19 protein-coding genes and 4 pseudogenes are annotated in these 21,942 nt (G+C 49.8%); 12 read left to right on the forward strand and 11 right to left on the reverse strand.

Features of this window, described 5'->3' with window-relative positions:
* Positions 1-89: 89 nt before the first annotated feature.
* The 4 genes from ABV298_RS13200 (at position 90) to ABV298_RS13215 (ending at position 3,556) form a co-directional block, all read left to right on the forward strand.
* Positions 90-626: a DUF5606 domain-containing protein gene (locus ABV298_RS13200; RefSeq protein ID WP_353722554.1), complete on the forward strand. Its 537-nt coding sequence runs from the start codon at positions 90-92 to the stop codon at positions 624-626.
* Between the two features lie 75 nt (positions 627-701).
* Positions 702-1,361 carry a deoxyribose-phosphate aldolase gene (gene deoC, locus ABV298_RS13205; RefSeq protein ID WP_353722555.1) on the forward strand — a complete coding sequence of 220 codons (660 nt, stop codon included), beginning with the start codon at positions 702-704 and terminating at the stop codon, positions 1,359-1,361.
* Entirely contained in the window at positions 1,358-2,500 is a 1,143-nt protein-coding gene (locus ABV298_RS13210; protein ID WP_353722556.1) for a glycosyltransferase, read from the forward strand. The genes deoC and ABV298_RS13210 overlap by 4 nt, the downstream gene beginning before the upstream one ends.
* A 111-nt stretch (positions 2,501-2,611) precedes the next feature.
* Complete coding sequence (locus ABV298_RS13215) at positions 2,612-3,556, forward strand: ketoacyl-ACP synthase III (protein WP_353722557.1); 945 nt, start codon at positions 2,612-2,614, stop codon at positions 3,554-3,556.
* Positions 3,557-3,625: 69 nt separating this feature from the next.
* Here ABV298_RS13215 and ABV298_RS13220 read toward each other — a convergent pair.
* Positions 3,626-5,591 (reverse strand): annotated as a pseudogene (locus ABV298_RS13220) (M1 family metallopeptidase).
* Between the two features lie 169 nt (positions 5,592-5,760).
* Here ABV298_RS13220 and meaB point away from each other — a divergent pair.
* On the forward strand, positions 5,761-6,768 hold the full coding sequence (gene meaB, locus ABV298_RS13225; protein ID WP_353722558.1) for a methylmalonyl Co-A mutase-associated GTPase MeaB: 1,008 nt from the start codon (positions 5,761-5,763) through the stop codon (positions 6,766-6,768).
* Between the two features lie 90 nt (positions 6,769-6,858).
* On the forward strand, positions 6,859-7,335 hold the full coding sequence (locus ABV298_RS13230; protein ID WP_353722559.1) for a lipocalin family protein: 477 nt from the start codon (positions 6,859-6,861) through the stop codon (positions 7,333-7,335).
* A 52-nt stretch (positions 7,336-7,387) separates the two neighbouring features.
* On the opposite strand, the gene ABV298_RS13235 is transcribed toward ABV298_RS13230, so the two are convergent.
* Positions 7,388-7,822, reverse strand: a complete 435-nt coding sequence (locus ABV298_RS13235) for a DUF4440 domain-containing protein (protein ID WP_353722560.1) — start codon at positions 7,820-7,822, stop codon at positions 7,388-7,390.
* Between the two features lie 225 nt (positions 7,823-8,047).
* Here ABV298_RS13235 and ABV298_RS13240 point away from each other — a divergent pair, with 225 nt between their 5' ends.
* Together ABV298_RS13240 and ABV298_RS13245 are read left to right on the forward strand one after the other, a co-directional pair.
* Positions 8,048-8,923, forward strand: a complete 876-nt coding sequence (locus ABV298_RS13240; RefSeq protein WP_353722561.1) for a diacylglycerol kinase family protein — start codon at positions 8,048-8,050, stop codon at positions 8,921-8,923.
* Between the two features lie 21 nt (positions 8,924-8,944).
* Positions 8,945-9,277: a translation initiation factor gene (locus ABV298_RS13245; RefSeq protein WP_353722562.1), complete on the forward strand. Its 333-nt coding sequence runs from the start codon at positions 8,945-8,947 to the stop codon at positions 9,275-9,277.
* Positions 9,278-9,289: 12 nt separating this feature from the next.
* Here ABV298_RS13245 and ABV298_RS13250 read toward each other — a convergent pair whose 3' ends face one another.
* Both ABV298_RS13250 and ABV298_RS13255 read right to left on the reverse strand, forming a co-directional pair.
* The gene (locus tag ABV298_RS13250) at positions 9,290-9,730 is read right to left on the reverse strand and encodes a hypothetical protein (protein ID WP_353722563.1); all 441 of its coding nucleotides are present in this window, start codon (positions 9,728-9,730) and stop codon (positions 9,290-9,292) included.
* 64 nt (positions 9,731-9,794) lie between these two features.
* Positions 9,795-11,040 (reverse strand): annotated as a pseudogene (locus ABV298_RS13255) (ABC transporter permease).
* Between the two features lie 125 nt (positions 11,041-11,165).
* Between ABV298_RS13255 and ggt the strand changes: the two are divergent.
* Positions 11,166-12,932, forward strand: a complete 1,767-nt coding sequence (gene ggt, locus ABV298_RS13260; RefSeq protein ID WP_353722564.1) for a gamma-glutamyltransferase — start codon at positions 11,166-11,168, stop codon at positions 12,930-12,932.
* A gap of 16 nt (positions 12,933-12,948) precedes the next feature.
* Here the strand turns inward: ggt and ABV298_RS13265 are convergent, their stop codons facing one another.
* Positions 12,949-13,455 (reverse strand): cupin domain-containing protein, encoded by a 507-nt coding sequence (locus ABV298_RS13265; RefSeq protein ID WP_353722565.1) that lies wholly within the window; start codon positions 13,453-13,455, stop codon positions 12,949-12,951.
* 135 nt (positions 13,456-13,590) lie between these two features.
* Here ABV298_RS13265 and nudK point away from each other — a divergent pair, with 135 nt between their 5' ends.
* Positions 13,591-14,175 carry a GDP-mannose pyrophosphatase NudK gene (gene nudK, locus ABV298_RS13270; RefSeq protein WP_353722566.1) on the forward strand — a complete coding sequence of 195 codons (585 nt, stop codon included), beginning with the start codon at positions 13,591-13,593 and terminating at the stop codon, positions 14,173-14,175.
* A gap of 53 nt (positions 14,176-14,228) precedes the next feature.
* Here the strand turns inward: nudK and ABV298_RS13275 are convergent, their stop codons facing one another.
* The 3 genes and pseudogenes from ABV298_RS13275 to ABV298_RS13285 form a co-directional block, all read right to left on the reverse strand.
* Positions 14,229-14,555: a YtxH domain-containing protein gene (locus tag ABV298_RS13275; protein ID WP_353722567.1), complete on the reverse strand. Its 327-nt coding sequence runs from the start codon at positions 14,553-14,555 to the stop codon at positions 14,229-14,231.
* A gap of 162 nt (positions 14,556-14,717) precedes the next feature.
* The gene (locus ABV298_RS13280) at positions 14,718-15,449 is read right to left on the reverse strand and encodes an SIMPL domain-containing protein (RefSeq protein ID WP_353722568.1); all 732 of its coding nucleotides are present in this window, start codon (positions 15,447-15,449) and stop codon (positions 14,718-14,720) included.
* 226 nt (positions 15,450-15,675) lie between these two features.
* Positions 15,676-16,109, reverse strand: a pseudogene (locus ABV298_RS13285) (MarR family transcriptional regulator).
* A gap of 303 nt (positions 16,110-16,412) precedes the next feature.
* On the opposite strand from ABV298_RS13285, the gene ABV298_RS13290 reads away from it, so the two are divergent.
* Positions 16,413-17,003 (forward strand): hypothetical protein, encoded by a 591-nt coding sequence (locus tag ABV298_RS13290; protein ID WP_353722569.1) that lies wholly within the window; start codon positions 16,413-16,415, stop codon positions 17,001-17,003.
* 484 nt (positions 17,004-17,487) lie between these two features.
* Positions 17,488-18,018, forward strand: a complete 531-nt coding sequence (locus ABV298_RS13295) for a hypothetical protein (protein WP_353722570.1) — start codon at positions 17,488-17,490, stop codon at positions 18,016-18,018.
* A gap of 79 nt (positions 18,019-18,097) precedes the next feature.
* Here ABV298_RS13295 and ABV298_RS13300 read toward each other — a convergent pair.
* The 3 genes and pseudogenes from ABV298_RS13300 to rpsU all read right to left on the reverse strand — a co-directional run bounded on the left by ABV298_RS13300 (position 18,098) and on the right by rpsU (position 21,920).
* A pseudogene (locus tag ABV298_RS13300) lies at positions 18,098-20,679 on the reverse strand (phosphoenolpyruvate carboxylase).
* A 66-nt stretch (positions 20,680-20,745) separates the two neighbouring features.
* Complete coding sequence (locus ABV298_RS13305) at positions 20,746-21,618, reverse strand: tyrosine-type recombinase/integrase (protein WP_353722571.1); 873 nt, start codon at positions 21,616-21,618, stop codon at positions 20,746-20,748.
* A gap of 107 nt (positions 21,619-21,725) precedes the next feature.
* Positions 21,726-21,920, reverse strand: a complete 195-nt coding sequence (gene rpsU, locus ABV298_RS13310) for a 30S ribosomal protein S21 (RefSeq protein WP_015813375.1) — start codon at positions 21,918-21,920, stop codon at positions 21,726-21,728.
* Between the last annotated feature and the right edge of the window lie 22 nt (positions 21,921-21,942).

Here is a 21,942-nt window from a genome sequence, read left to right on the forward strand (position 1 = left end):
TTGTTTCCCGGACAATCTTTCCGTTATTTTGCGCAAAAATTGATTGCAGCATCCAACATTAACACAAGATATAACCATAGCAAGAAAGGATGAGTGAAAAAGTAGAATCAACAGGAATGGATTTGTTGAAAGAAGTTGCCAATGTATCCGGCAAGCCGGGGTTGTACCGCATTCTTAAGCCCAGCCGTGCAGGCGTGATCGTGGAAAGCCTGGATGAGAAACGCGAGAAAACGCTGATCGGGCCAACTGCCCGGGTGTCGGTGCTGAAAGACGTTTCGATCTTTACGGACGGGGCCGAAGAATCCGTTGCATTATCGGATGTGTTCCTGAAAATCCGTGAAATTCACGGAGAAGAAGTGAAACTGTCCGTTAAAACTTCGTCGGACAAAGAACTGATCGAATTTCTTGCTGAAGTACTTCCCGAATTCGACCGATCCAAAGTATATGTGTCGGATATCAAGAAAATCATTTCCTGGTACAACCTGCTTTCGAAGCACCTTCCCGAATCGTTTGTGGTGACCGAAGCGCCAGCCGAGGCAGCCGAAGAACCGGTTGCAAAAGTGGCGGAAGAAGTGAAAGAAGCCCCTGCGAAAAAGGCGCCGAAAAAAGAAAAAAGCAAAGCTTAAAGGCAACCTATATGATGCGGAGCCCTGCCTTCCCGGCGGGGCTTTCCTTTTTTAACCAGCCCGCAAACACACCGGATGGACAATCTCTCCGCCTACATCGACCATACTTTACTGGCACCGACGGCCAGCGAAACCGACATCCGCAAAATCTGCGAGGAAGCCTGGACCCACCAGTTCAAGGCCGTGTGCGTGGCGCCTACCTACGTACCCTACGTAGTCGGAATGCTGGAATTTTGCCCGATCAGGATTCAGGTAGCCACGGTAATCGGCTTTCCGATGGGTTATTCCACCGCGGCCGTAAAGCTGACGGAAGCAAGGGAAGCGTTGCGAAATGGCGCTACCGAACTCGACGTGGTGATGAATCTTTCCCGTTTCAAGTCGATGGCTTATCTCAGCATCCGCGAGGAGCTGAAACAGCTCGCCGAACTCGCACATGCGGAGAATGCATTGCTGAAAGTCATTATCGAAACCGCCTACCTCGATTCATTTGAACTCTACACAGCCTGCGAAATCTGTGCGGAGGCGAAGGCTGATTTTGTAAAAACATCCACCGGCTTCGCTCCAACCGGCGCCAATGCGGAAACCGTACGGCAAATGCGCTCCATTTTACCTGTCGAAGTCAAAATCAAGGCGTCGGGCGGCATCAAGACCTACGAACAGGCCATTGCGCTGATCGACGCCGGCGCGGAACGGATCGGGACGTCGTCGGGTGTGGCCATCGTAACCCGCACATGAAACGCGTGCTGCTGCTCAGCACGGTGCATCCGGCGGCCGACTCACGTATTGTGTATAAAATTGCGGCTTCGCTGGGGGATCATTATGAGGTGTTTTGCGCATTGCCAGGCCTTCAAGCCGTTCCCCACCCCTCAATTCGGCCCATTGGCCTTCCCCGGTTTGAACGGCTGCTGCACAGGTTACTTTTTACGCATCCCGCCGCATTCGTCAAAACGCTTTTCCTGAAACCCGACATTGTCCACATTTTCGTGCCGGAACTCATACCGATGGCCCTGCTCTTCCAATGGCGCGGTTCCAAAGTGATTTATGAGGTGCAGGAAAATCTTTTCAAGAAATTTTCGATCAAACGCTACAATAACAGCCCGGTTTTACAAAAGCTGTTCACGATTTTCGACAAAATTGCCAGAAGGCGGTTCTACTGCATTTTTACCGACGACGCGTATATTGAAGAATATCGTAATGTGGCCAAACCATTTGCCATAATCCATAATTATGTATCGTTGCCAGTCATAGACGCCTTCGCGCACCCGCGTATGCCTGCGCGGGAACCTGTGTTCTTCTATCTGGGCGTCGTGTCGATGGAACGTTGCCTGGATACCATGATCCATGCGTGTGCAATGCTCAAAACGACTCGTCCCGATTTTCACCTGCATCTTTTCGGTCCATTGCGGGCGAGCCAGGAAGAACTGGAACATATAAAAGGTTACGACGAAGTAAAGGGCCACCTCACTTTCCACGGCTATACCGACCAGCGGGATGCACTGCTCCATGCGGCCAGGGCTGTGGCCGGCATTGCATTGCTGAAACCTGTCGCCGACTATCCCGAATCATTTCCCACAAAGCTGTTCGAATACATGGCGTTGAAATTACCGGTGGTCACTTCCGACTTCCCCATTTACCGGAAAATCGTGGAACGTTCGGAATGCGGCTTTTGCATTCCGCCGGAGGATGCCGGGGCATTGTGCCGGGTGCTGGAACTATGCTGCGAAAACGAGGCACTACGGGTTCAATTCGGGAATAATGGCAGGAAAGCTGCCGAAACGCATTACAACTGGGCCTCTGAAGAGGCATTACTGCTGTCATTTTACCATGATATTCTATATAGCCGACCGGCGGATTCACGGCCGCTCGTATTATAATTTTATAAATTTATTATTGAATTGTTCAAATATCAAGTACTACGATTTCTACGAAATATTTAACTTTCGGAATCGAAAAGAATTGTAGCTTGCGAAGTCAACTTCTCAATCATGTATATTAATACGGTTAGTCATTATCTGCCAAGCGAAGTTATTGGTAATGAATATTTTACAAACCTCAACAACCTATCAAACGAGTGGATCGTAGAAAGAACAGGAATTTCTGAAAGACGTAGAGCATCAGCAGACGAAAACACCTCGACCATGGCCATCAGGGCGGTCGAATCCCTTCTTGAAAATATCCCATATAGTAAAAACGAGATAGATTTGATCGTAGGAGCTACTTACACGCCTTACGACACCATCGTAACACTCGCCCACGCGGTACAACATCAGCTTCAAATCCCCGACATTCCGGTCGTGAGCATTTCGTCGGCTTGCTCTTCCCTGCTCAATGCCATCGAGATTGTGGAGGGCTACTTCGCAATGGGCAAAGCTTCCCGGGCATTGGTCGTGGTTTCCGACCACAATACGGCCTATTACAATGAAGCGGACACCGTGTCGGGCCATTTGTGGGGCGATGGCGCATCTGCGTTGCTCATTTCCAAAGAGCGGCAGACGGAAGGCGATATGCAGATCAAAAAACTCATTACCGGAGGAGCGGCCACCAGTGGCAAGGCCATCGAAGCGGTGGTACTCAGGCCCAACGACCGCGGAGTAGTCATGCCTTTCGGGCGCGATGTGTTTCAGAATGCCTGCGTGTATATGCCAAAGGTAAGCCAGCAGGTTTTGCAGGAATGCGGCCTGTCAATCGACGACCTTGACTACCTGATTCCTCACCAGGCCAACCACCGGATCAGCCTGAATGTGATCAACACGCTGGGCATCCCGGCCGAGAAACTGATTTCAAACATCCAGTATCTGGGCAATACGGGCTGCGCGGGCTGTGCGATAGCGCTTTCGGAAAACAAGGACAAATTCAAAAAGGGACAGAACATCGTAATCACGGTCTTCGGCGGCGGCTATTCGTACGGCGCAATGTTGCTGACTATCTGACAACGCCTCGCCCAAATGAAAAAGCCTTCCAGTTGCATGCCGGAAGGCTTTTTCTATGGTTCGCAATGCTTAATTCACCTCTGGCTCGGTATTGTAGGAAGCCGGTTTCCAGACATTATTCTCGGAGTTGATGTCCGGCAGGTTATGGTCCGGGTCGATCGTTACCGAGCGGATCGGCTGTTGTGTAGCTGCCTTGAAAGTCCAGGCCCCCCCCGCGCTGCCAAATCTCCACCGGCAATTCGATACGCGTTTTCTTGCCGCTCACTTCTTCGATATCCACTTTCACCGGCATGGTCATCTGATCCAGGTTTTCGATCGTAATGTAAGAGCCTTTCTGAGGGTTCTGCTCGACATAAGAAACCTCTTTCACCGATTGGTCGAGTTTATAGTTCTCGAAGAACCAGCCTTTCCAGAACCAGCCCAGATCCTCTCCCGCCGCATCTTCGATCGTTCTGAAGAAGTCGTAAGGCGTAGGGTGCTTGAACGCCCAGCGCTGCACGTACAATTTGAATGCGTAATCGAAGCGGTCTTTACCGAGAATCTGCTCCCGAAGCATTTTCAGCCCCAACGCCGGTTTGTAATAGGCTTCCCATCCCAGGTTCACAGCCTGAACCACGTCGGGAATGGTCATAATCGGATCGGCCTTTGGGCGGAAGATCATCGGCGCCAGACGGTGCATATCATTCATCTGCGTCGTCTTATATTCCCCGTTATTGAAGTTATCGCCCGACAGGAAGTTGATAAACGTATTGAACCCCTCGTCCATCCAGGCATACTTACGCTCGTTATTACCCACAATCATCGGGAACCAGTTGTGGCCGAATTCATGATCCGTCACACCCCAAAGGTCTTCCTTGCGGCTTTTATTGCTGCAAAACACGATTCCCGGATATTCCATACCTCCTACGATGCCCGCAACGTTCGTCGCCACAGGATAGGTGTATTCATGCACATAATTTGAATAGAACTCGATACAGCCCTTCACGTATTCGGTTGAGCGGCCCCAGCCGTCTTGTCCGCCATCTTCGGCCGGGTATACCGACTGCGCCAATGCGGTTTTACCTTTCGGCAAATTCATTTTTGCCGCATCCCAGACGAAGGCCTTCGAGCTGGCCCAGGCGATGTCGCGCGCCTGCATGCAACGGAAACGCCACGTCAGTGTGCCCGACTGTTTCGGACGGGTATTGGGGTTGGTAACCTCTTCGGCACTGCGAATCACGACGGTCTGGTCGCTTTTGGCGGCGTCGGCCAGCCTTTTACGTTGTTCGGCGGTCAGCACCTCGTTCGGGTTCAGCAACTCGCCCGAACCGACAACGATATGGTCCCAGGGGACTGTCACATTATATTCAAAATCACCGTATTCGAGGTAAAACTCGCCCGCGCCGAGGTATGGCAGCAAATTCCAGCCTTCGATATCGTCGAAAACGGCTACGCGCGGGTACCATTGCGCCATTTCGTACACGATACCGTTCTTGGTTTCGAGCGTTCCCATACGGTCGGAGCCATATTCGGGAATTTTGAACGAATAGGCCAACTTGATTTTGATCGCGTCGCCATTTGCTTTCACAGGCGTTTTGAGCCGGATTTGCATACGGGTATCGGTAATTTTATAGTCGGCATCCACGAACGACCCTTTACCCTGCTGTACGCTGACTGATTTGATGGAATCGCCGCCGTCAAATCCCATATTGCCGAACCGGCCGCCGGTAACGGGCGTCGTTTGCGCCCCTCTCGAATGGCTCCCGAATGCATTCTGATCCAGTTGTAACCAGATAAATTCCAGGTTTTCCGGGCTGTTGTTCTTATAGGTAAGCTCTACTTCCCCGCTCACGGTGCCTTTCTCCTCTTCGAGGGTTACATTGATCTTGTAATCTGCACGGTTCTGCCAGTATTTGGGTCCGGGAGCGCCGCTTCCCGTCCGATATTCATTTCCCGGCTGGAAGTTGAACAGCGGGTGGAAAAGGACATGGGCGTCGTATTTCGCCTTTTCCGCTTCCTGTGCGTTAGTGTTGTTGAAGAAGCCCAGGCTGCTCATGACAATGATGCCCAGACCAAATATTGAAATTTTCATTATAATGGTTAAAAATTAAAAATATTGGGTTGTAAACGAGCAATATACACCTTTTCACCTGTTTTAAGACAAAAAGTTTCCATTTTGGCGACAGACAACGACTTTTGTCTGCCAATGCTTAACCCATGTTCCCATGCGCCAGCGACTGTCTGTTGAAACATATACCAGGGGAGTCCTCGCGGGCGACCGGACAATGCTAAGCCGCGCCATTACCGTAATGGAAAGCAGCCTGGCGGAGGACCGGGAACTGGCGGGCCGGATCCTCCAAAATATCTTGCCAGCCACGGGTAAATCGATCCGCGTTGGAATAACCGGCGTTCCGGGCGTGGGAAAAAGCACGTTTATAGATGCATTCGGTACTTATTTGACCTCATCGGGTAAACGGGTAGCCGTGCTGGCCATCGACCCGAGCAGCAAGCAATCGGGCGGAAGCATACTGGGTGATAAAACGCGGATGGAAAATCTTTCCCGCAACCCGAATGCCTACATTCGCCCTTCGGCCACGAATCTCGCGCTCGGAGGCGTTGCACGGCACACGCGCGAGGCCATCCTGCTGTGCGAAGCGGCGGGTTACGACGTTATCCTCGTCGAAACGGTAGGCGTGGGGCAATCGGAAACGTTCGTGAAGGGTATGACCGACTTTTTCCTGCTGCTCATGCTCGCCGGCGCGGGCGACGAACTTCAGGGCATTAAAAAGGGCATTATGGAAATGGTCGACGCCGTGGCTGTAAACAAGGCCGACGGTGGCAATGAACAGGCTGCGACAAAAGCTGCTGCGGATTACCGGCAAGCTTTACATCTTTTTCCTGAAACGGCCTCCGGGGTGCCTGTTCGGGTGATGGCGTGCTCGGCGCTCGATGGCACCGGGATCGAAACGATATGGCAATGCATTTCGGATTATTATGCAAGAACTTCCAAAAACGGTTATTTGCAGCGAAACCGGCAGTCGCAGCGGGTGGAATGGCTGCGGGAGGAGGTTCGTGCTGCGCTGGAAGATCGTTTTTATATAAATGAAGCCGTCCGGATGCATATTCAGGCTATGGACGAAGCGGTGAAAAACGGGCAAAAATTGCCCGAAACAGCGGCCGCCGAACTGATCGACCTTTTCCTTCGATCCTCAAAATTTTCCGCTAAGTCATAAAAATTACCTGGAAAAGCATTTTTCACTAAGTTTGAGCGTTAAAACTAACGCGAATCAACTCTATTGATCTTAACTTTTTTACTCGCAATTATGAAAAAAGCCTACGCCCTCAGCAAGAGCTCCTTGCTAGCCATGTTCATGATTCTCTCTGTCGTTTTTGCTTGTAAGGATGACGATGATGAACCGACGCCGCCAGCAAACAACGACCCTATCGTGGCGACCTGGCAATTGACCGCCGTTTCACCTGCCGCCGGATCTACGCTGCCGGTCGATCCTGCTACACTTGTCCCGTGTATATACAGCTTAAAATTGACGTTTAAGGCCGACAATACCATTGCAACTGCCGATTGCCCTAATGCTGTAACGCTCATTAATGCTGTTATACCAATCAACGGAGCTAAATGGGAAGTTAAGGATGGCAATTTGATACTCAAGGACAGTGCGAATAATACGAAATCTTTTAAATACACGCTGAACGGTTCAGATTTAGAAGTTACCGTTGACGATGCTGCGGTAATTCCCGGGTCCCCGGCCATTGACGTTGTACTGAAATTCAAAAAAGTATAATGTTCTCAAAGCATACAAACAAAAGGGCCGGGCTAAACCCGGCTCTTTTTCATTATCCGCTGGTATGATCGCAAACGATCAGCCATTTACCCTCGATCTTCTTGAATAAAAGCGTGTAATGCCCTTCGAGATCACCTTTTTCGGGCCTTGTCAAATGAAATTTCCCCACAACGAACGCTACGCCGGGACCCGGGAAAGAGAAATTGAGAAAAGTGAATTTCAATGTCCCCATCGCCGCACGGTCGGGATAACGTTTGAGATAACCCTTATAAGTAGGCTTGTAACCGTAGGTAATGCCCGACTTTCCTACGAACATCAGCGAATCGGATTCCCAATAGCCATTCATGAACGATTTGATGTCGCCTTTGTTCCAATCGGCCTCCTGGCGTTTTAGAATGGCGAGCACTTCCTCCCTGTCGCCCGCCGACTGCGCCCGGGCCATGGCGACAACGCCGATCAGAATGACGGTAAAAAGCCAGTTTCTCATATTTTTTATGGATTTTTGTAATGCAATTGACGGTTCTAAATATAATGGAAAGAACGGCGCCGCGAACCGACAATTACCCGAAATAGTATTGATCCAGCAAGTATGAGCAAGTTTGACAGCATCTTCAAGAGAATCGACCGCCAGAAATATCCTTTTGTGGATGGCCTTTATTACCTGTTCATTATAGTCTTTCTGCTCATTCTGTTTCTATTTTTTGCCTGACCAGTGACCCACCCTTATCTTTTTATATTAAATCCCCATTCGGGCACTTCCATCGGCAAAAACAGCGCCGCGGTGCGGGAGCGAATCCATTCCGTCGCGAAAAGGAATGCCGGCTCTGCGCAAATCCTTTTTACGGAGGAGCGCGCACACGCGACCGAGCTTGTACGCGAACATATGCACGCGGAGAAATGGAAGGCCATCGTGGCCGTGGGTGGCGACGGAACGGTGAACGAAATCGCGAAACCGCTCGTAGGCACAGGCATTCCCATCGGGATATTGCCTCTCGGCTCGGGAAATGGCCTGGCGCGTCACCTTCAATTGCCCCTGACACTGGATGCTGCCCTGAAACGACTTTTCGAAGGCAATGTTACAACTATCGACAGCGCCGAATTGAATGATATTCCGTTCTTTTGCACCGCCGGAATGGGTTTTGATGCCTACGTAGGGCATTTATTCAGCCAGCAGAAATCCCGTGGGCTCGCTACCTACGTAAACGTGTCGTTCCGGGCCTACTGGTCGTTCAAACCGCAATCGTTCCGGCTCGACGGCGTGGAAAAGCGGGCGTTTTCGCTTTCATTTGCCAATGCGGGGCAATTCGGTAACAATGCCTGGGTGGCCCCTCAGGCCAGTTTGCAGGATGGGCTGCTCGATGTCTGCACCATTGGCCCGTTTCCGCAGTGGTATGGCACGGCGCTTGCTTACGGGTTGTTTACCAAACGGTTGAAACAGTCGAAGTACATCGATTATCAACGGCTAACGCAGGCTGTGGTGGAAACGGATGTGCCGCCTATGATCCATTACGATGGCGAACCGCTTCAACTGGATACAACGAAGATAATCGTCAAAATCAAGCCGGGGAGCCTGGATGTTATCATTTGATTTTCATTAAAATTTGAAATTATGTCAAAGAAAAATCGCTCGGGAATTGTGTATTCCACCAACCCGGACTTTGAATATAACGATCAGGAAGATGAACCCGAAACCCTCGCCCCGCAGCAGCAGGATCTGCGCGTGTGGCTGGACCGCAAAGGCGGCGGCAAGGTGATTACCGTCGTAAAAGGGTTTATCGGCACCAATGCCGACCTTGAAGCGCTTGGTAAGCAGCTGAAAAACCTGTGCGGCAGCGGCGGGACCGTGAAAGACGGCGAAATCCAGATCCAGGGCGATCACCGCGACAAGGTTATTACCTGGCTCACGGGCAAGGGCTATAAAGCCAAAAAAGCCGGAGGGTAGCTCCGGCCTCGGTTATAAAGTTTTGGCAGTATCGATTTCCGTGGGTGCAGGCACCGCGGAGGGCGGAGGAGTTACCGGTCGGCCCGGCCCGAGCACTTCCACGTCCGTCACAAAGAATTTCGTGTCGCCATTCCAGGGCAGTTTGAAAAATTTCTCTTCGTAAGTCAGCGAAACGCGGTGCCCGTTCTTTATCGCCTCTTCCAGTTTCGAGATAGCATCCTTGTTCTTGCCACTTACCGAAAACACCCATTGCGAGGAGTTCATAGTGCCGTCGCCTTCGAAAAGACCTCCCATACGCAGCTCCCCTTCGTAGGTTTTGAACAAATATCCCCGATTGCTGAGCCTGGTCACATACCCTCCCCTTTTTCCTTCACTGTAATATCCAAAAGTGATGTAATACAAAATTCCGAATATGATAGCCAGAAATATGGCGAAAATGACCCATTTGCGCATAATAGTGAACAGTGTGATGGTGATAGAAGCGAACTTCGCAAAACAGTTTGATTTTTCCTAGTTATTATTTCGATCGGATCGCGATCACCGGGTCCATTCGTGCCGCGAGCATTGCCGGGATAATGCCCGAAAGCACTCCGATAATGCTGGATACTCCCAGTCCGACCATGACATTGCGAGGCAACAGCAGGATTTCGAGCGAACCCAGCTTGATGAACGAAAGCAGGTATACCAGGAATATACCGACCAGCCCGCCGACAAGGCTCAGCATAACCGCCTCGAACAGGAACTGGAACAGGATCGAATAGTTTTTCGCGCCCAGGGATTTCTGAATACCAATCAGGTTTGTCCGCTCTTTTACCGATACAAACATGATGTTGGCAATGCCGAATCCGCCAACGAGGATCGAAAAGCTACCGATTACCCAGCCCGCGACGGTAAGAACTGCAAACAATCCGGAAATTGCCGCCGCCGCCGCTTCCGGCCGGTTTAATGAGAAATTATTTCCGTCGCGGGGTTTAATGCCCCGTTTGGTGCGCATGAGTCCCACGATTTCGGCTTCCACTTCCTTCATTCCCACGTCTTCCGGAAAGCCTTTCACCACAATATCGGCACTTCGCCGGCCCGATTGAAAGAGCTTCGAGAACGAAGAGAACGGTATCAGGCATATTTTGTCGGGACTACCGCCAAAATCGACCAGGCTTTCGCCTTTCTTTTCCCGCACGCCGATAATGGTGAACTTATGGCCGGCCAGCTTGAATGGCTTTCCTACCGCATCCTGACCTGGAAAAAGCGATTCGGCGATGTCCGCGCCGACGATCGCCACATTTCGGGCGTTGTTCGTTTCCAACGGGATGAAATAGCGGCCGCTCTGGATCGGAATGTCTGAAATCAGATTGTATTCGTAAGAAACTCCCTGGATCGAGGCGCTAATGCTGTTCGAACCGTTTTTCAGCGTCGTACTTCCCCTGAAATCCATCACAGCTACCGCACTGGCGCTTTCGAGGTTGTCGTAGAGGTATTTGTATTCGGCATAAGTCGGTTCCGGCCATTGGAAGTATTTCCACCATTGGTATTCGCCGCCGAAGCCCCAGGGCCATTTTTGCACATAAATCACTTTGTCGCCAATGAAGCTCAGACTGTCGCGTATACTGCGTTCGAGGGAATCTACGATGGTAAAAACAGCGACAATCGCAAAAATGCCCACAGTTACGCCCAGCAGCGATAGAATAGTACGGGTTATGTTTGATTTAAGGGCCCCCCCAGGCGAACCGGAAACTCTCCCAGACCTGTCGTAAAAACTTCATCATGACGTTACGGACAATTTGAATTGAAAAGTTAACGGATAGGTCCAATGCATCGAAATAAATTAGTATAAAAGGTAAGAAAAAGGGGTGGATTTAATAAATTACAACATTAACCTTAACACTCCTATATGAAATTACACTATACCCTGATAATTTTTGCGGGTATATTGCCCGGCATTTCCATTGCTCAGAAACCCGTTCAGGAATCTACCGGTTTTTACCAGTTCCTGTCCGACGATCCGAATCAAAAACCATTTTACAGCGAACGCAAAGGCGTCATCGCCCGAAACGGAATGGTCGCATCCGCGCATCCCGAGGCGTCGAAAGTCGGGATAGAGATTCTGAAAGCAGGCGGCAATGCGGTGGACGCCGCTGTGGCGGTCCAGTTTGCGCTGGCTGTCGTGCATCCGTCCGCAGGTAATATCGGTGGCGGCGGTTTCCTGGTCCTACGGGATAAGGACGGTAAAACTTTCAGCATCGATTTCCGCGAAAAGGCCCCCGGCAAAAGCCATGCGGACATGTATCTCGACAAAGACGGTAATATCATTCCCAAATCCAGCACATTAGGCAGGCTGGCATCGGGAGTGCCCGGTTCGGTGGACGGCATGGCGCAGGCACACGCCAAATTCGGCAGGCTGAGCTGGAAACAGGTCCTGCAACCGGCGGTGGACATTGCCACGAATGGCGTGATTTTGACCGAACGCGAAGCCCGAAGCCTCAATTCGATCAAACAGGACTTGCTGACTGTCAATGCCGGTACTTCCTATTTCCTGAACCCGACGGGTAACGACTGGGTGGCGGGCGACCTGCTGGTACAGAAGGATCTTGCCAGAGTATTGAAACGCATTCAGAAAAAAGGCCGGGATGGTTTTTATACAGGCAAAGTGGCAAAACGGCTTGTTAAGGACATTAACCGCAACGGCGAAGGCATTATCACCAAAGGCGACCTGGCTGGTTATCGTGCGCAGTGGCGCGAGACCATCACCGAAGGCTATAAGGATTATAAAGTGATCACGATGGCACCGCCGTCCAGCGGAGGCGTGGCGCTTTTGCAGTTAATGCGGCTGACCGAACGGCACCCATTGCGCAAATGGGGCTGGCATAGCGATTCCACGGTCCAGGTGATGATCGAAGCCGAACGCCGGGTGTACGCCGATCGCGCGAAATTTCTGGGTGATCCGGATTTTGTAAAAGTTCCTGTGAAAGAGCTGATTAGCAAGGACTATCTTCAAAAGCGGTGGAGTGATTTTTCCTGGGACAAGGCTACCGACAGCAGAAATGTCGAGGGAGGTGTGCTGCCGGGTTACGAAAGTCTTGAAACAACACATTTCTCGGTGGTAGACACGGAGGGCAATGCCGTGGCAGTCACGACAACGTTGAATGGCGGTTACGGAAGCCGGGTCGTGATCAAAGGCGGGGGCTTCTTTATGAATAATGAAATGGACGATTTCAGCATCAAGGCCGGCGCGCCGAATATGTATGGCCTTATCGGCAATAAAGCCAACGCCATCGCGCCCGGTAAACGGATGCTCTCGTCGATGACGCCGACGATTATTGAAAAAGACGGAAAACTGCTGATGGTCGTGGGAACTCCCGGCGGGTCCACGATCATCACGTCGGTTTACCAAACCATACTGAATGTGCTGGAACACGGCATGACGATGCAGCAGGCTGTGAATGCCCTGAAATTCCATCACCAGTGGTTACCCGATAAAACTACTTTCGAAACCAACGCGTTTTCGGCGGAAACCATTAAAAAATTGCAGGACAAAGGGTATGTCCTCGAACAGCAACGCAACTCGATCGGCCGGATGGACTGCATCCTCGTACTGCCCGACGGCTCCCTGGAAGGCGGCTCCGACCCACGGGGCGACGATACCAGCGTAGGATACTAACCGGGCACCGGGGTGTTCAGGACCGTGTGAGCCCGGCGATCAGTCCGGCATGCTGCGGATAGCGTTGCGACAATGTTTCACGCTCCGCCATTTCAAAGTCGGCAAAATCAAAGCCCGGCGCCACCGTACAGCCGACGAGCGCATAGGCGCTTCCAACGGCAGGCCGTGACGCGAACCAGGCTCCGGCGGGCACAACAGCCTGGAATGTCTCTCCATTATCGGGGTTACTCCCGAGCCTGATCACATTCAACGCGCCCGTCAGCGGATCGATCACAAAGACCTCTAATGCTCCACCGGCATAAAAGTGCCACATTTCATCCGCCTGAATGCGATGAAATGCCGAAAAGTGATGCGATTCCAGCAAAAAATAGATACCCGTAGAATAGGCTCTTTCGCCTCCGAAGCGCGCCGGTAATGCGCTATGCGGTATGTTTTCGGATGCCCGGTAAGTTTCGGCGTAATAGCCTCCTTCGGGGTGCGGCAGGAGATTATACCGCTCAATCCAGTAAGATGCAGGTTTCATGGAACGTTGGTAATAATGCACCCGCAAAGTAATCGGCACAATTTAATATTCACCATTGGCTCATTCTTTTTTGCCACCGGCAAAGTTTTTGATTAATTTTGATCAGTATCAATCAGAAACAATCATTTTCAATCAATGTCAAATCCAAGAGTCAACATCGTATCGGAAGAAGTTCTTTCCAACAATTGGTATACACTCCGTAAATACACATTCGACTATCAACGTGCCGATGGCTCATGGGAGCGCCAGACGCGTGAGGCTTACGATCGGGGGAACGGAGCCGTGATTTTACTGTACAACCGGGAGCGCCGGACCGTCGTCCTCACAAGACAGTTCCGCCTTCCCACCTACACCAACGGTAACGACACCGGGATGATGATCGAGGCTTGCGCCGGCTTGCTCGACAAAGACAATCCAGAGGAATGCATCAAGCGCGAAACAGAAGAGGAAACCGGCTATAAGGTGAGCTCGGTAAAGAAGATATTCGAGGCTTATATGTCGCCTGGCTCTGTTACCGAGATCCTTTACTTTTTCGTGGCCGAATATTCGGATGATATGAAAGTGAGCGACGGCGGCGGATGTGCCGCCGAACAGGAGAATATAGAGGTAATGGAAATTCCTTTTCGGAAAGCCGTAGAAATGCTTACCAGTGGCGAGATCAACGACGCTAAAACGATCATGTTGATCCAGTATGCGCAGATCAATGGCTTGTTGGAATAGCAAAATGCCGGAAAATGTCGGTATAAACATTTTCCGGCAGTCAATATGTAATGTCAGGAGACCGGGTCGGGTGTGGGCGCCACGTCCGTTTCGGGCGTTGTGCCTTTGCCGCCTTTGAACTTTTCAAACAGGTCTTTGAAAAAGGCTTCGGCGTCGGGGAAATTGCTTTTCAGGGTTTCCGCCCCTTTGGTTTTAAGTTCTTCGAAATATTCAGGAGCTTTATCGATGGCCCCTTCTGCTTCGGCTTTCAGGTTGTTAGCCTTTGTTTTGAGGTCTTCCAGAAGCTTCTCCCCTTCCTCGGTCTGAAGGTATTTGTGCGCGGCTACGCCCGCAGCTGCGCCCAGGATGAATGTGGCCAGGTGTTTTGCGTTAATGCTCATGATTTCCAGTTACTTAGTTTGAGATCGATATTTTAAATTTAAGGAAACTAAAACTGCCAACAAAAGAATGGCGCGACAAATCCGGATGCATTCCACTGAAAAAATTGTGCCCGGCAATGTACTCGCCGGGCACCTGAAAGGGAAGATTATGCGTGAAACGGCCTATTTGATTTCAAATGCAGCCTGCATACGATAACTGATTTTGATTTTCTGATACTGAACATCGCTGTCCTGAACGGCGTCCGCCGCCTCTGCCGCAAATGCCCTGACGTTCGCCTTGGCAAATACAGGTTGGGGAAAATAGAGATTCTCATCCAGCTCTTTGATTTCGAGCACCTTGCCCAGCTTCTGGTCAAGCGAAGCCACCAGGTATTCGGCCTTTGTTTTGGCCGCTTTCAATGCATCGATTTTGACCTGCTTTTTGAACTCCTCACGTTTCGAATGATCTACGCGCGCAACATTCGCATACTGTACGCCGCGACTTTCCACTTTTGAAAGAATGCCGTCGAGTTTCTCGGGACCGGCGACTTTCAGTTCATATTGCTTTGCTTCCAGAAACGTGGCCGGTTTTTTCTTCTTATCCACATAATTCTGGTAACCGCCCACCCCGCTGATCGACAGCGCCTCTTTCGGCAAGCCCGCATCCGCCACAGCCTTGATCAGCTGCTTTTCCAGTGTGGTGATGTTGACTTTGTCTTTTTGATTTTTCTCGTCCTGGAAAAATTCACGGAGGGAGATATTGAAATAAATCTCATCGGGCACAACTTCCATTTCGGCGAAACCCGCGACTTCTATATTCGGAACAGGAATCTGCTGTTCGTATTTGATTTGAGAGAACGCAGGTACAAAGATTGACGAAGTGATCAGAGCGCCGAGCAAAAAGAGCTTTTTCATGGCTTTAAATAAGGATAAAATTGAAAACTGATAATTACCGAACAACCTCCCCGAACCTTCCGGTTGCGGAACCGTTCTATGAATTAGATACAAAAAGGTACCGAAAGGTTTAACCGGAAGCTCATTCATTTACTCCATATATCATCCGTTTCTACACAAAAAAAGTGGAAGAACCGCCTAAAAACCTGGCATTCTTCCACTTGCGGGAGGTAAAAATTTTATCAAATCAGGTAAAATTTTGGTAAATGGAGTCCATAATCCGCACGAAATGCTGGTAATCGGCGTCGCTCAGGCTTCCCCATCCTTTGCGGCGGATGTCGGCCACAATTGGAAATGCCTGATTGTAAATCGCCTCCCCGTTTTTCGTCAGGAAAAGGTTGAATTTTCGGCGGTCACCCGCAGCCGGACCGCGTTCCACCAATCCTTTTTTTCCAGCAAATCGATGATCCTCGTCACGGTAGGAGGATCCTTGAAAGTCATCTCCGCCAGCTCGTTCTGGCTGATGCCCTGTTTTCTGAAAATATGGTCGATAAGCACCCATTGGTCTACCGTAAGGTCAAAACCGGCCTCGGTAAGCTGTTTTTGCAGGGCATTCCGAATCTTTTTGATAGTCGTATCTATCTTGAAGAAATAGGCACGATGATCCGACTGATGTGTCATGATGTGGAAGTAATGTAGAGTTTGGAATGGATTGAGTATTATCAAATATAAGCCCTCGCAACAATTCGTCTACTAATAATTGTGGGGAAAAGTTTGGGGGAAAGTGCTTCTGGGTAAATGGCAAGAGCTATTCGTATGGAGAACGCTACCGAACGATTACTTCCCGAACCGATCCCATTCTGCACGTTTTTCAATAAACTGAAATAATGCAAAATTTCGATCGAAATGTTATATCGCATACATTATTTGAATATAAAAGGCAGCGGCGGATAACTACTCACAGATTAAACTGTGATACAAACCATGAAACATCACTATATGACCTTGTTGATATCAATCGGTCTTTACGGCTGCCAGTCCGATGTCTGCTTCCCGCCCAATTCATTCGGCTACCTGAAAGCGAAGGTCAATGGTCGCAATTGGGAAAAGACTTATTCCAATGCGTATCAATGGGTGCGCGCCATGACTGAGAATGATGAGCAAATCCCTAAATGCCGTCGCAGCCGATATTTCTTTGTAGAAGCGTCTCTTCTCGACAGGCCGGGCGTTGTGCAACAAACGCTGGGATTCTATTCCATTCCCTCCACTCCGGGCAGGTACAAATTATTGCCGTATGATCCCAAGTGTGAAGATACGCTTGCTGTGTTTGCGCAGTTTTGCACTTTTATCGATGAAGACATCTACCGCGACAAATACGAACTCGTGCCCGGTGCGGAAAACTTTCTGATTTTGGAAAAGTACGAGCATAACGGCAACAGGGAGATCAAAGGCACTTTCGAAGCGACTTTCGTCCTCCGCTCTCCCCGTTCCTGGAATTCATGGGAAGATACATTACGGTTTACGAACGGGCGCTTTTACACGAAGATTGTCATTCCGGAACAACGGAGGTCATAGTCCTTTCAATTATGAAAAAATCAGTCGTTATCTGCCTGGTTGTCACAGGCGTTCTCCTGACGGCCTGCGAGTTTCTGGCCAAATATAAACCTGCCAGCCCTCTTCCACGGCTGCCGTCCTGGGGATATCTCACCGCAAACAAGTCACTTTTGAAATCATACGACCACGTTATACCAAAGAGTTGTCCGATACCTTGCGTCTTCAAAACGGGCGATTTCATACCCGCGTCGTTGAATTCCCACGTCGGACGGGTACATTATAGCACCTCATAACAATTTGTCATAATCGCAAAGGCAATCGCGAGGCGAACGGCTTACATATCCGACCCGTATAATAGCCCAAATTGACCTTCTGCTCATTTTCTTTGATGGACAGCCTCTCTTTTTTGCCGGTGTGGGGAATTAATGTAAAATTCTACCCTATTAGACCATTCCTTTTTAGTCAATGATCTTTCTTAATTGGCCACACTTAAATCTCAGAAGCTATGGAACATCATAAATTGAATTCACTGATAAATCAGGTAAAAGATCTTTTAGGGGTGCCATACCCCACTGCTGTGGGCGAGCCTCTTGAAAATACGTACCTTTCCGATTTCACGAACTTTCTCAGAAGCGGGCCCGAGCGCAAAGTAATTTTGTTCAATTATGAATGTGGCGATTATGATTATGATGAGACATTGTCGGTAGACGACGAGATTAAAATAATAGCCGAAAACGATGGTATTTATGACCAGGCACAGTTACTTATCACACAACAACTCGGGCAACCACTTCCATTCGAAGAAGTCATCCCGTTTAGAAGATCTGATTTCGACATGGTCCAAAATGCAACAGGCAATGGAATTGAAATCGAAATAACACCTGAATACTTCGGCGGTGCACTTTTCGAGAATACCGATGATACTACCTTCTGCTGCTGGCAAAAAGCGAATGAATACCTTTCATTACAGAAAGGTGCCTGGTGGCGAGGTGGTAATTTTTTTGTGTTTTCCTTAGCAACGATTACCCCTATGTAGCGATCGGGGCCTCACAGGTTATTATAAGTAAGCGTGGTGCAGGTCCATTGCACCACGCTTCACAACCCCGCTTATCAGTCTAAGCCGAATTCCGCGCCGCGTTGATAATCCCGAACATCGCCCGGATAATCAGTTGGTTGTAAATCTCTACATCCACTTGTAAGTCCTTCGGATCACCGGCGAGCATTTGCAATGCATATTGCTGGATCGTGATCAATGGTAGTACGATGCGCTCACGGGTTTTAATGGAAACCTTGGTAACATTGTTGCTGTCCAGCAGCTCTTTCTGGCCGGATACCTCCAATAACAGATCGCGCGTGAGCACGAACTCGTCATACATTTTGTCCCAGAACTCCCGGTAGTCTTCCTCATCACGCAGATACTTGGTTGCCGGGAAGAATGCTTTCGAAAGCGACTGCATCGAATTTTCAATCAACGTTCTGAAAAACAACGACTTCTGGTAAAGTTTCTTGATATCTTCGATCTTGTCCTGCTTGGCAAGTTCGCGAATGGCCGTCCCGAAACCATAGAAACCCGGTACATTTTGCTTCATCTGAGCCCATGAGCCTACGAACGGGATTGCACGCAGATCCTCGAACTTCAGGCCGCCGTCGTCATTACCGCGCTTGGTCGGGCGGCTGCCGATGTTGGTTTGCCCGTAAAAACGCAATGGCGTCTTTTTATCCAGATATTTGACAAACATCGGATGATTTTTCAGTTCCAGGTAGGAATTGTAGGCGATCTCGGCCATTTCCTCGATCAGGTCCTTATCTTCCTCCGTCAGCTCATCTTCGCGGTTGCCTTTGAAAAGATGGTTTTCCAAACCGGCGGTAAAGAGTCTTTCCAGATTGTACATGGCCGTGGTAACCGTACCGTAGTTGGAACTGATCGTCTGGCCCTGCACCGTTAGCTGGATTTCCTTGTCTTCGATGTCTTTGCCGAGCGAAGAGTAAAAATTATGATTATTGCCGCCACCACGTGCAGGAGGCCCTCCGCGGCCGTCGAAGAATGTGACTTTGATCCCAAATTCACGCGAGACCTTCGTCAGTTCTTCCTTCGCGCGGTAGATCGACCAGTTTGCACGCAGGTAGCCACCATCCTTGGTACCGTCGGAGAAGCCTACCATGATCGTCTGGTGATTCTCCCGGTTGCTCAGATGGTTACGGTAAAATTCGTTTTCGTATAGCGAGCGCATAATGCCCGGCGCATTGGCCAGGTCGTCCACCGTTTCGAAAAGCGGTACGACATCGAGTGCCAGTTTGCCGTCCTCGTTGGCGATCAGATTTTTGGCCAGTGCCACCACTTCCATCACGTTCAGCGCGGAAGTATTGTTGCTGATCACATAACGATGGGCACCTTTTTCGCCATTCCTTTCCTGAATCGTCTTGATAGCCCTGATCGAACCGAGAATGTCCTTCGTGAGCTCGTCCTCATAGTCCTCGTCCCGCAGCGGGATATTCAAAGAGAGCAGCAGGTCGATTTTCTTCGCCTCGTCCCAGCTTTGGTAATCGCTGTATTTCAGGAGCGGTATTTTCTTTTCCAGTCTTTTTAAAATATCCTCCCACGCCTTGCCATGCTTGCGGCTGTCCTGGCGCACGTCCAGGCTTGCGAAGAAGAACCCGAACAGGTTCAGTTTGAGAATAAAATTATCCAGCAGCTCCACGAACAGCCCCTGGTGCTTGTTCACGAGCACTTCGCGGGCTTTCAGCAGCTCGTCGATGAGCTCCTGCGCATTTTCGTAACCCTCCTCGAAAGGCCCGAAAATGGTGCTGTTCATCTTTTTTCGGCCAGCGAAATCGCGTCGTCGACGCCTTTGAAGGTAAGCCGCCGTTTCAGCTGGCGAAGATCGCGGTAATAGCCACGCAACAGCGTTTCGCGGAGGCGGGCGGCTACTTTCAGTGTAATTTCAGGGTTCACGAACGGGTTGCCGTCGCGGTCGCCTCCCGGCCAGAAACCCAGACGGAACACATTCGGATACGGCCAGTCGTGAACGCTCATTCCCAGGCCGTTAATCAGTTTTTCGAGAATGGAGGGGATCGCGTCGTAATATACGTTTTCCAGGAACCAGCACAGGCTCACCGCCTCGTCGAACGGCGTTGGCTTTTCGTGGTTGATGAAAGCGGTTTTTCCAAGTTGCAGCAGCAGCTGGTTTACCTCCGTGAAATCGTTCTTTTTAATCGCATCTTCCAGGTCGTTGATGATCCCGAGCACCTTGCCGGAATAGAACTGCGTCGGGTGGGCAGTAAGCACGATCCGCACGCTGTAATCTTCCAGTTTGGCCAGCAGTTTCTTTTTCAGTTCGTCGTTATCCAGGCGCTCCGTCAGGTAAGTCACCGACCCTTTGCCGGTCAAATCGTGGGTTTGGTCAAATGCTGCATCTTCCACCGAGTCGAAAAGAACAACTTGTCTTTCGATATATTGGATAAATGCAAAAAGGAGATCAGCACGTTCTTTGGGGGTAGCCGTTTCCAGCAGCTCCGAAAAAAAATGCTCGATGATTTCTTTGGGAGATTTACCTTCCTGAAAGCCAATTTCGCTTTGTTGGGTCAGTATCGGAAGCAACGAACCCGTTTGGAAGATGCCACGGTAGGGCAGGCTCAGAAACAGGCTATTAAAAATATTATACTTCGTTACAACTGCGTCCTGGAAACTATTATTCATAATGGAGTGACGAAATTATATTTTGAAATTTGCACTGAAGGCAAATATAACTTTAAAAAATGGGTTTCAGGCCTTGGGGTGGGCTTGTTGATGCGTTTTTTTAAGCTTTTCGATAGAGTTATGCGTGTAAATCTGCGTGGCGGCAAGATTGGCATGGCCCAGCAGTTCCTTGATCGCATTCAGATCGGCACCGCGGTTGAGCAAATGCGTCGCATACGTATGCCTGAGCACATGCGGGCTTTTCTGCGAAAGCGTGGTAACGACCGAAAGATATTGTTTCACTTTACGCTGCACAAAAACGGGGTAAACAGCTTTGTTCGAATCGGTTAGCAGCAAAATATCGGTAGGCTCTTCCGGCGCCCGCTGCCCGATGTATTTTTGAAGCAATTGCGCCAAAGATGTGGAAACAGGCACGATCCGCTCCTTCGATCGTTTTCCGAAAACACGGATCGTACGCGCGGGCAAGTTCAGGTCTTTCAATTCCAGCGATACCAGCTCCGAGAGGCGGATACCGCTGCCGTAAAGCAGCTCCATAATTACCCTGTCGCGCAGCCCTTCGAAATCATCGGAAAATGTGCCTTCCTCAAAAAGCATTTCCATGGATTTTTCCTCCACGAATGCTGGAAGTTTTTTACGTGCCTTGAGCGCCGAAAGGATTTTGGCCGGGTCGCTGTCGATGTGCTTTTTCTTCCTCAAATATCCGTAGAAAGTACGGAGCGCCGCGATCTTCCGGTTAATGGACGATGGGTTAAGCCCTTCTTCCATCAGGCTTACGATCCACGAACGAAGCATCGGTGGCTTGGCCGTTTCGGGTTCTTTGCAGTCGTACTGGAAAAGAAGATATTTCTGAAACTGGTCCAGATCAGTACGGTACGATTTGATAGTATGCGCACTGGCGCGCTTTTCGAATTGAAGGAATTCCAGAAACGGCGTTATCATAGCCCGAACATACGAAAAGGAGCCATCTTATTCAAGACAGCTCCTTTTCGTATGATATGGATACAATAATCCTATTGAAGTCTTTCAGAAAACCATTCCTCAAAGGATTAGTCTTCTAAATGACCGTAAGTTTTCTCCTTGTAAACCGCACGCAAAACTTCGAAACGACGCTTAACAGATGGTTTTTCGAAAGCTGTACGGGCACGAAGCTCACGCATTGTACCGGTTCTTTCAAATTTCTTCTTGTAACGCTTAAGAGCGCGATCGATCGATTCGTTGTCTTTAATGTTAATAATAAGCATGCTTATAAATTGTAATGTTCTT

Origin of the sequence: Dyadobacter sp. 676, from assembly GCF_040448675.1 — a bacterium.
Taxonomy (GTDB): domain Bacteria; phylum Bacteroidota; class Bacteroidia; order Cytophagales; family Spirosomataceae; genus Dyadobacter.

Excerpts from the sequence above, each read along its gene's own strand:
- ABV298_RS13275 (WP_353722567.1), bottom strand. The coding sequence starts at position 14,555 with ATGAGCATTAACGCAAAACACCTGGCCACATTCATCCTGGGCGCAGCT.
- ABV298_RS13295 (WP_353722570.1), top strand. The coding sequence starts at position 17,488 with ATGGAACATCATAAATTGAATTCACTGATAAATCAGGTAAAAGATCTT.
- ABV298_RS13230 (WP_353722559.1), top strand. The coding sequence starts at position 6,859 with ATGAAAAAAGCCTACGCCCTCAGCAAGAGCTCCTTGCTAGCCATGTTC.
- ABV298_RS13265 (WP_353722565.1), bottom strand. The coding sequence starts at position 13,455 with ATGAAACCTGCATCTTACTGGATTGAGCGGTATAATCTCCTGCCGCAC.
- deoC (WP_353722555.1), top strand. The coding sequence starts at position 702 with ATGGACAATCTCTCCGCCTACATCGACCATACTTTACTGGCACCGACG.
- ABV298_RS13210 (WP_353722556.1), top strand. The coding sequence starts at position 1,358 with ATGAAACGCGTGCTGCTGCTCAGCACGGTGCATCCGGCGGCCGACTCA.
- ABV298_RS13305 (WP_353722571.1), bottom strand. The coding sequence starts at position 21,618 with ATGATAACGCCGTTTCTGGAATTCCTTCAATTCGAAAAGCGCGCCAGT.
- ABV298_RS13280 (WP_353722568.1), bottom strand. The coding sequence starts at position 15,449 with ATGAAAAAGCTCTTTTTGCTCGGCGCTCTGATCACTTCGTCAATCTTT.
- ABV298_RS13200 (WP_353722554.1), top strand. The coding sequence starts at position 90 with ATGAGTGAAAAAGTAGAATCAACAGGAATGGATTTGTTGAAAGAAGTT.
- ABV298_RS13235 (WP_353722560.1), bottom strand. The coding sequence starts at position 7,822 with ATGAGAAACTGGCTTTTTACCGTCATTCTGATCGGCGTTGTCGCCATG.
- ggt (WP_353722564.1), top strand. The coding sequence starts at position 11,166 with ATGAAATTACACTATACCCTGATAATTTTTGCGGGTATATTGCCCGGC.
- rpsU (WP_015813375.1), bottom strand. The coding sequence starts at position 21,920 with ATGCTTATTATTAACATTAAAGACAACGAATCGATCGATCGCGCTCTT.
- nudK (WP_353722566.1), top strand. The coding sequence starts at position 13,591 with ATGTCAAATCCAAGAGTCAACATCGTATCGGAAGAAGTTCTTTCCAAC.
- ABV298_RS13245 (WP_353722562.1), top strand. The coding sequence starts at position 8,945 with ATGTCAAAGAAAAATCGCTCGGGAATTGTGTATTCCACCAACCCGGAC.
- meaB (WP_353722558.1), top strand. The coding sequence starts at position 5,761 with ATGCGCCAGCGACTGTCTGTTGAAACATATACCAGGGGAGTCCTCGCG.
- ABV298_RS13215 (WP_353722557.1), top strand. The coding sequence starts at position 2,612 with ATGTATATTAATACGGTTAGTCATTATCTGCCAAGCGAAGTTATTGGT.
- ABV298_RS13250 (WP_353722563.1), bottom strand. The coding sequence starts at position 9,730 with ATGCGCAAATGGGTCATTTTCGCCATATTTCTGGCTATCATATTCGGA.
- ABV298_RS13290 (WP_353722569.1), top strand. The coding sequence starts at position 16,413 with ATGAAACATCACTATATGACCTTGTTGATATCAATCGGTCTTTACGGC.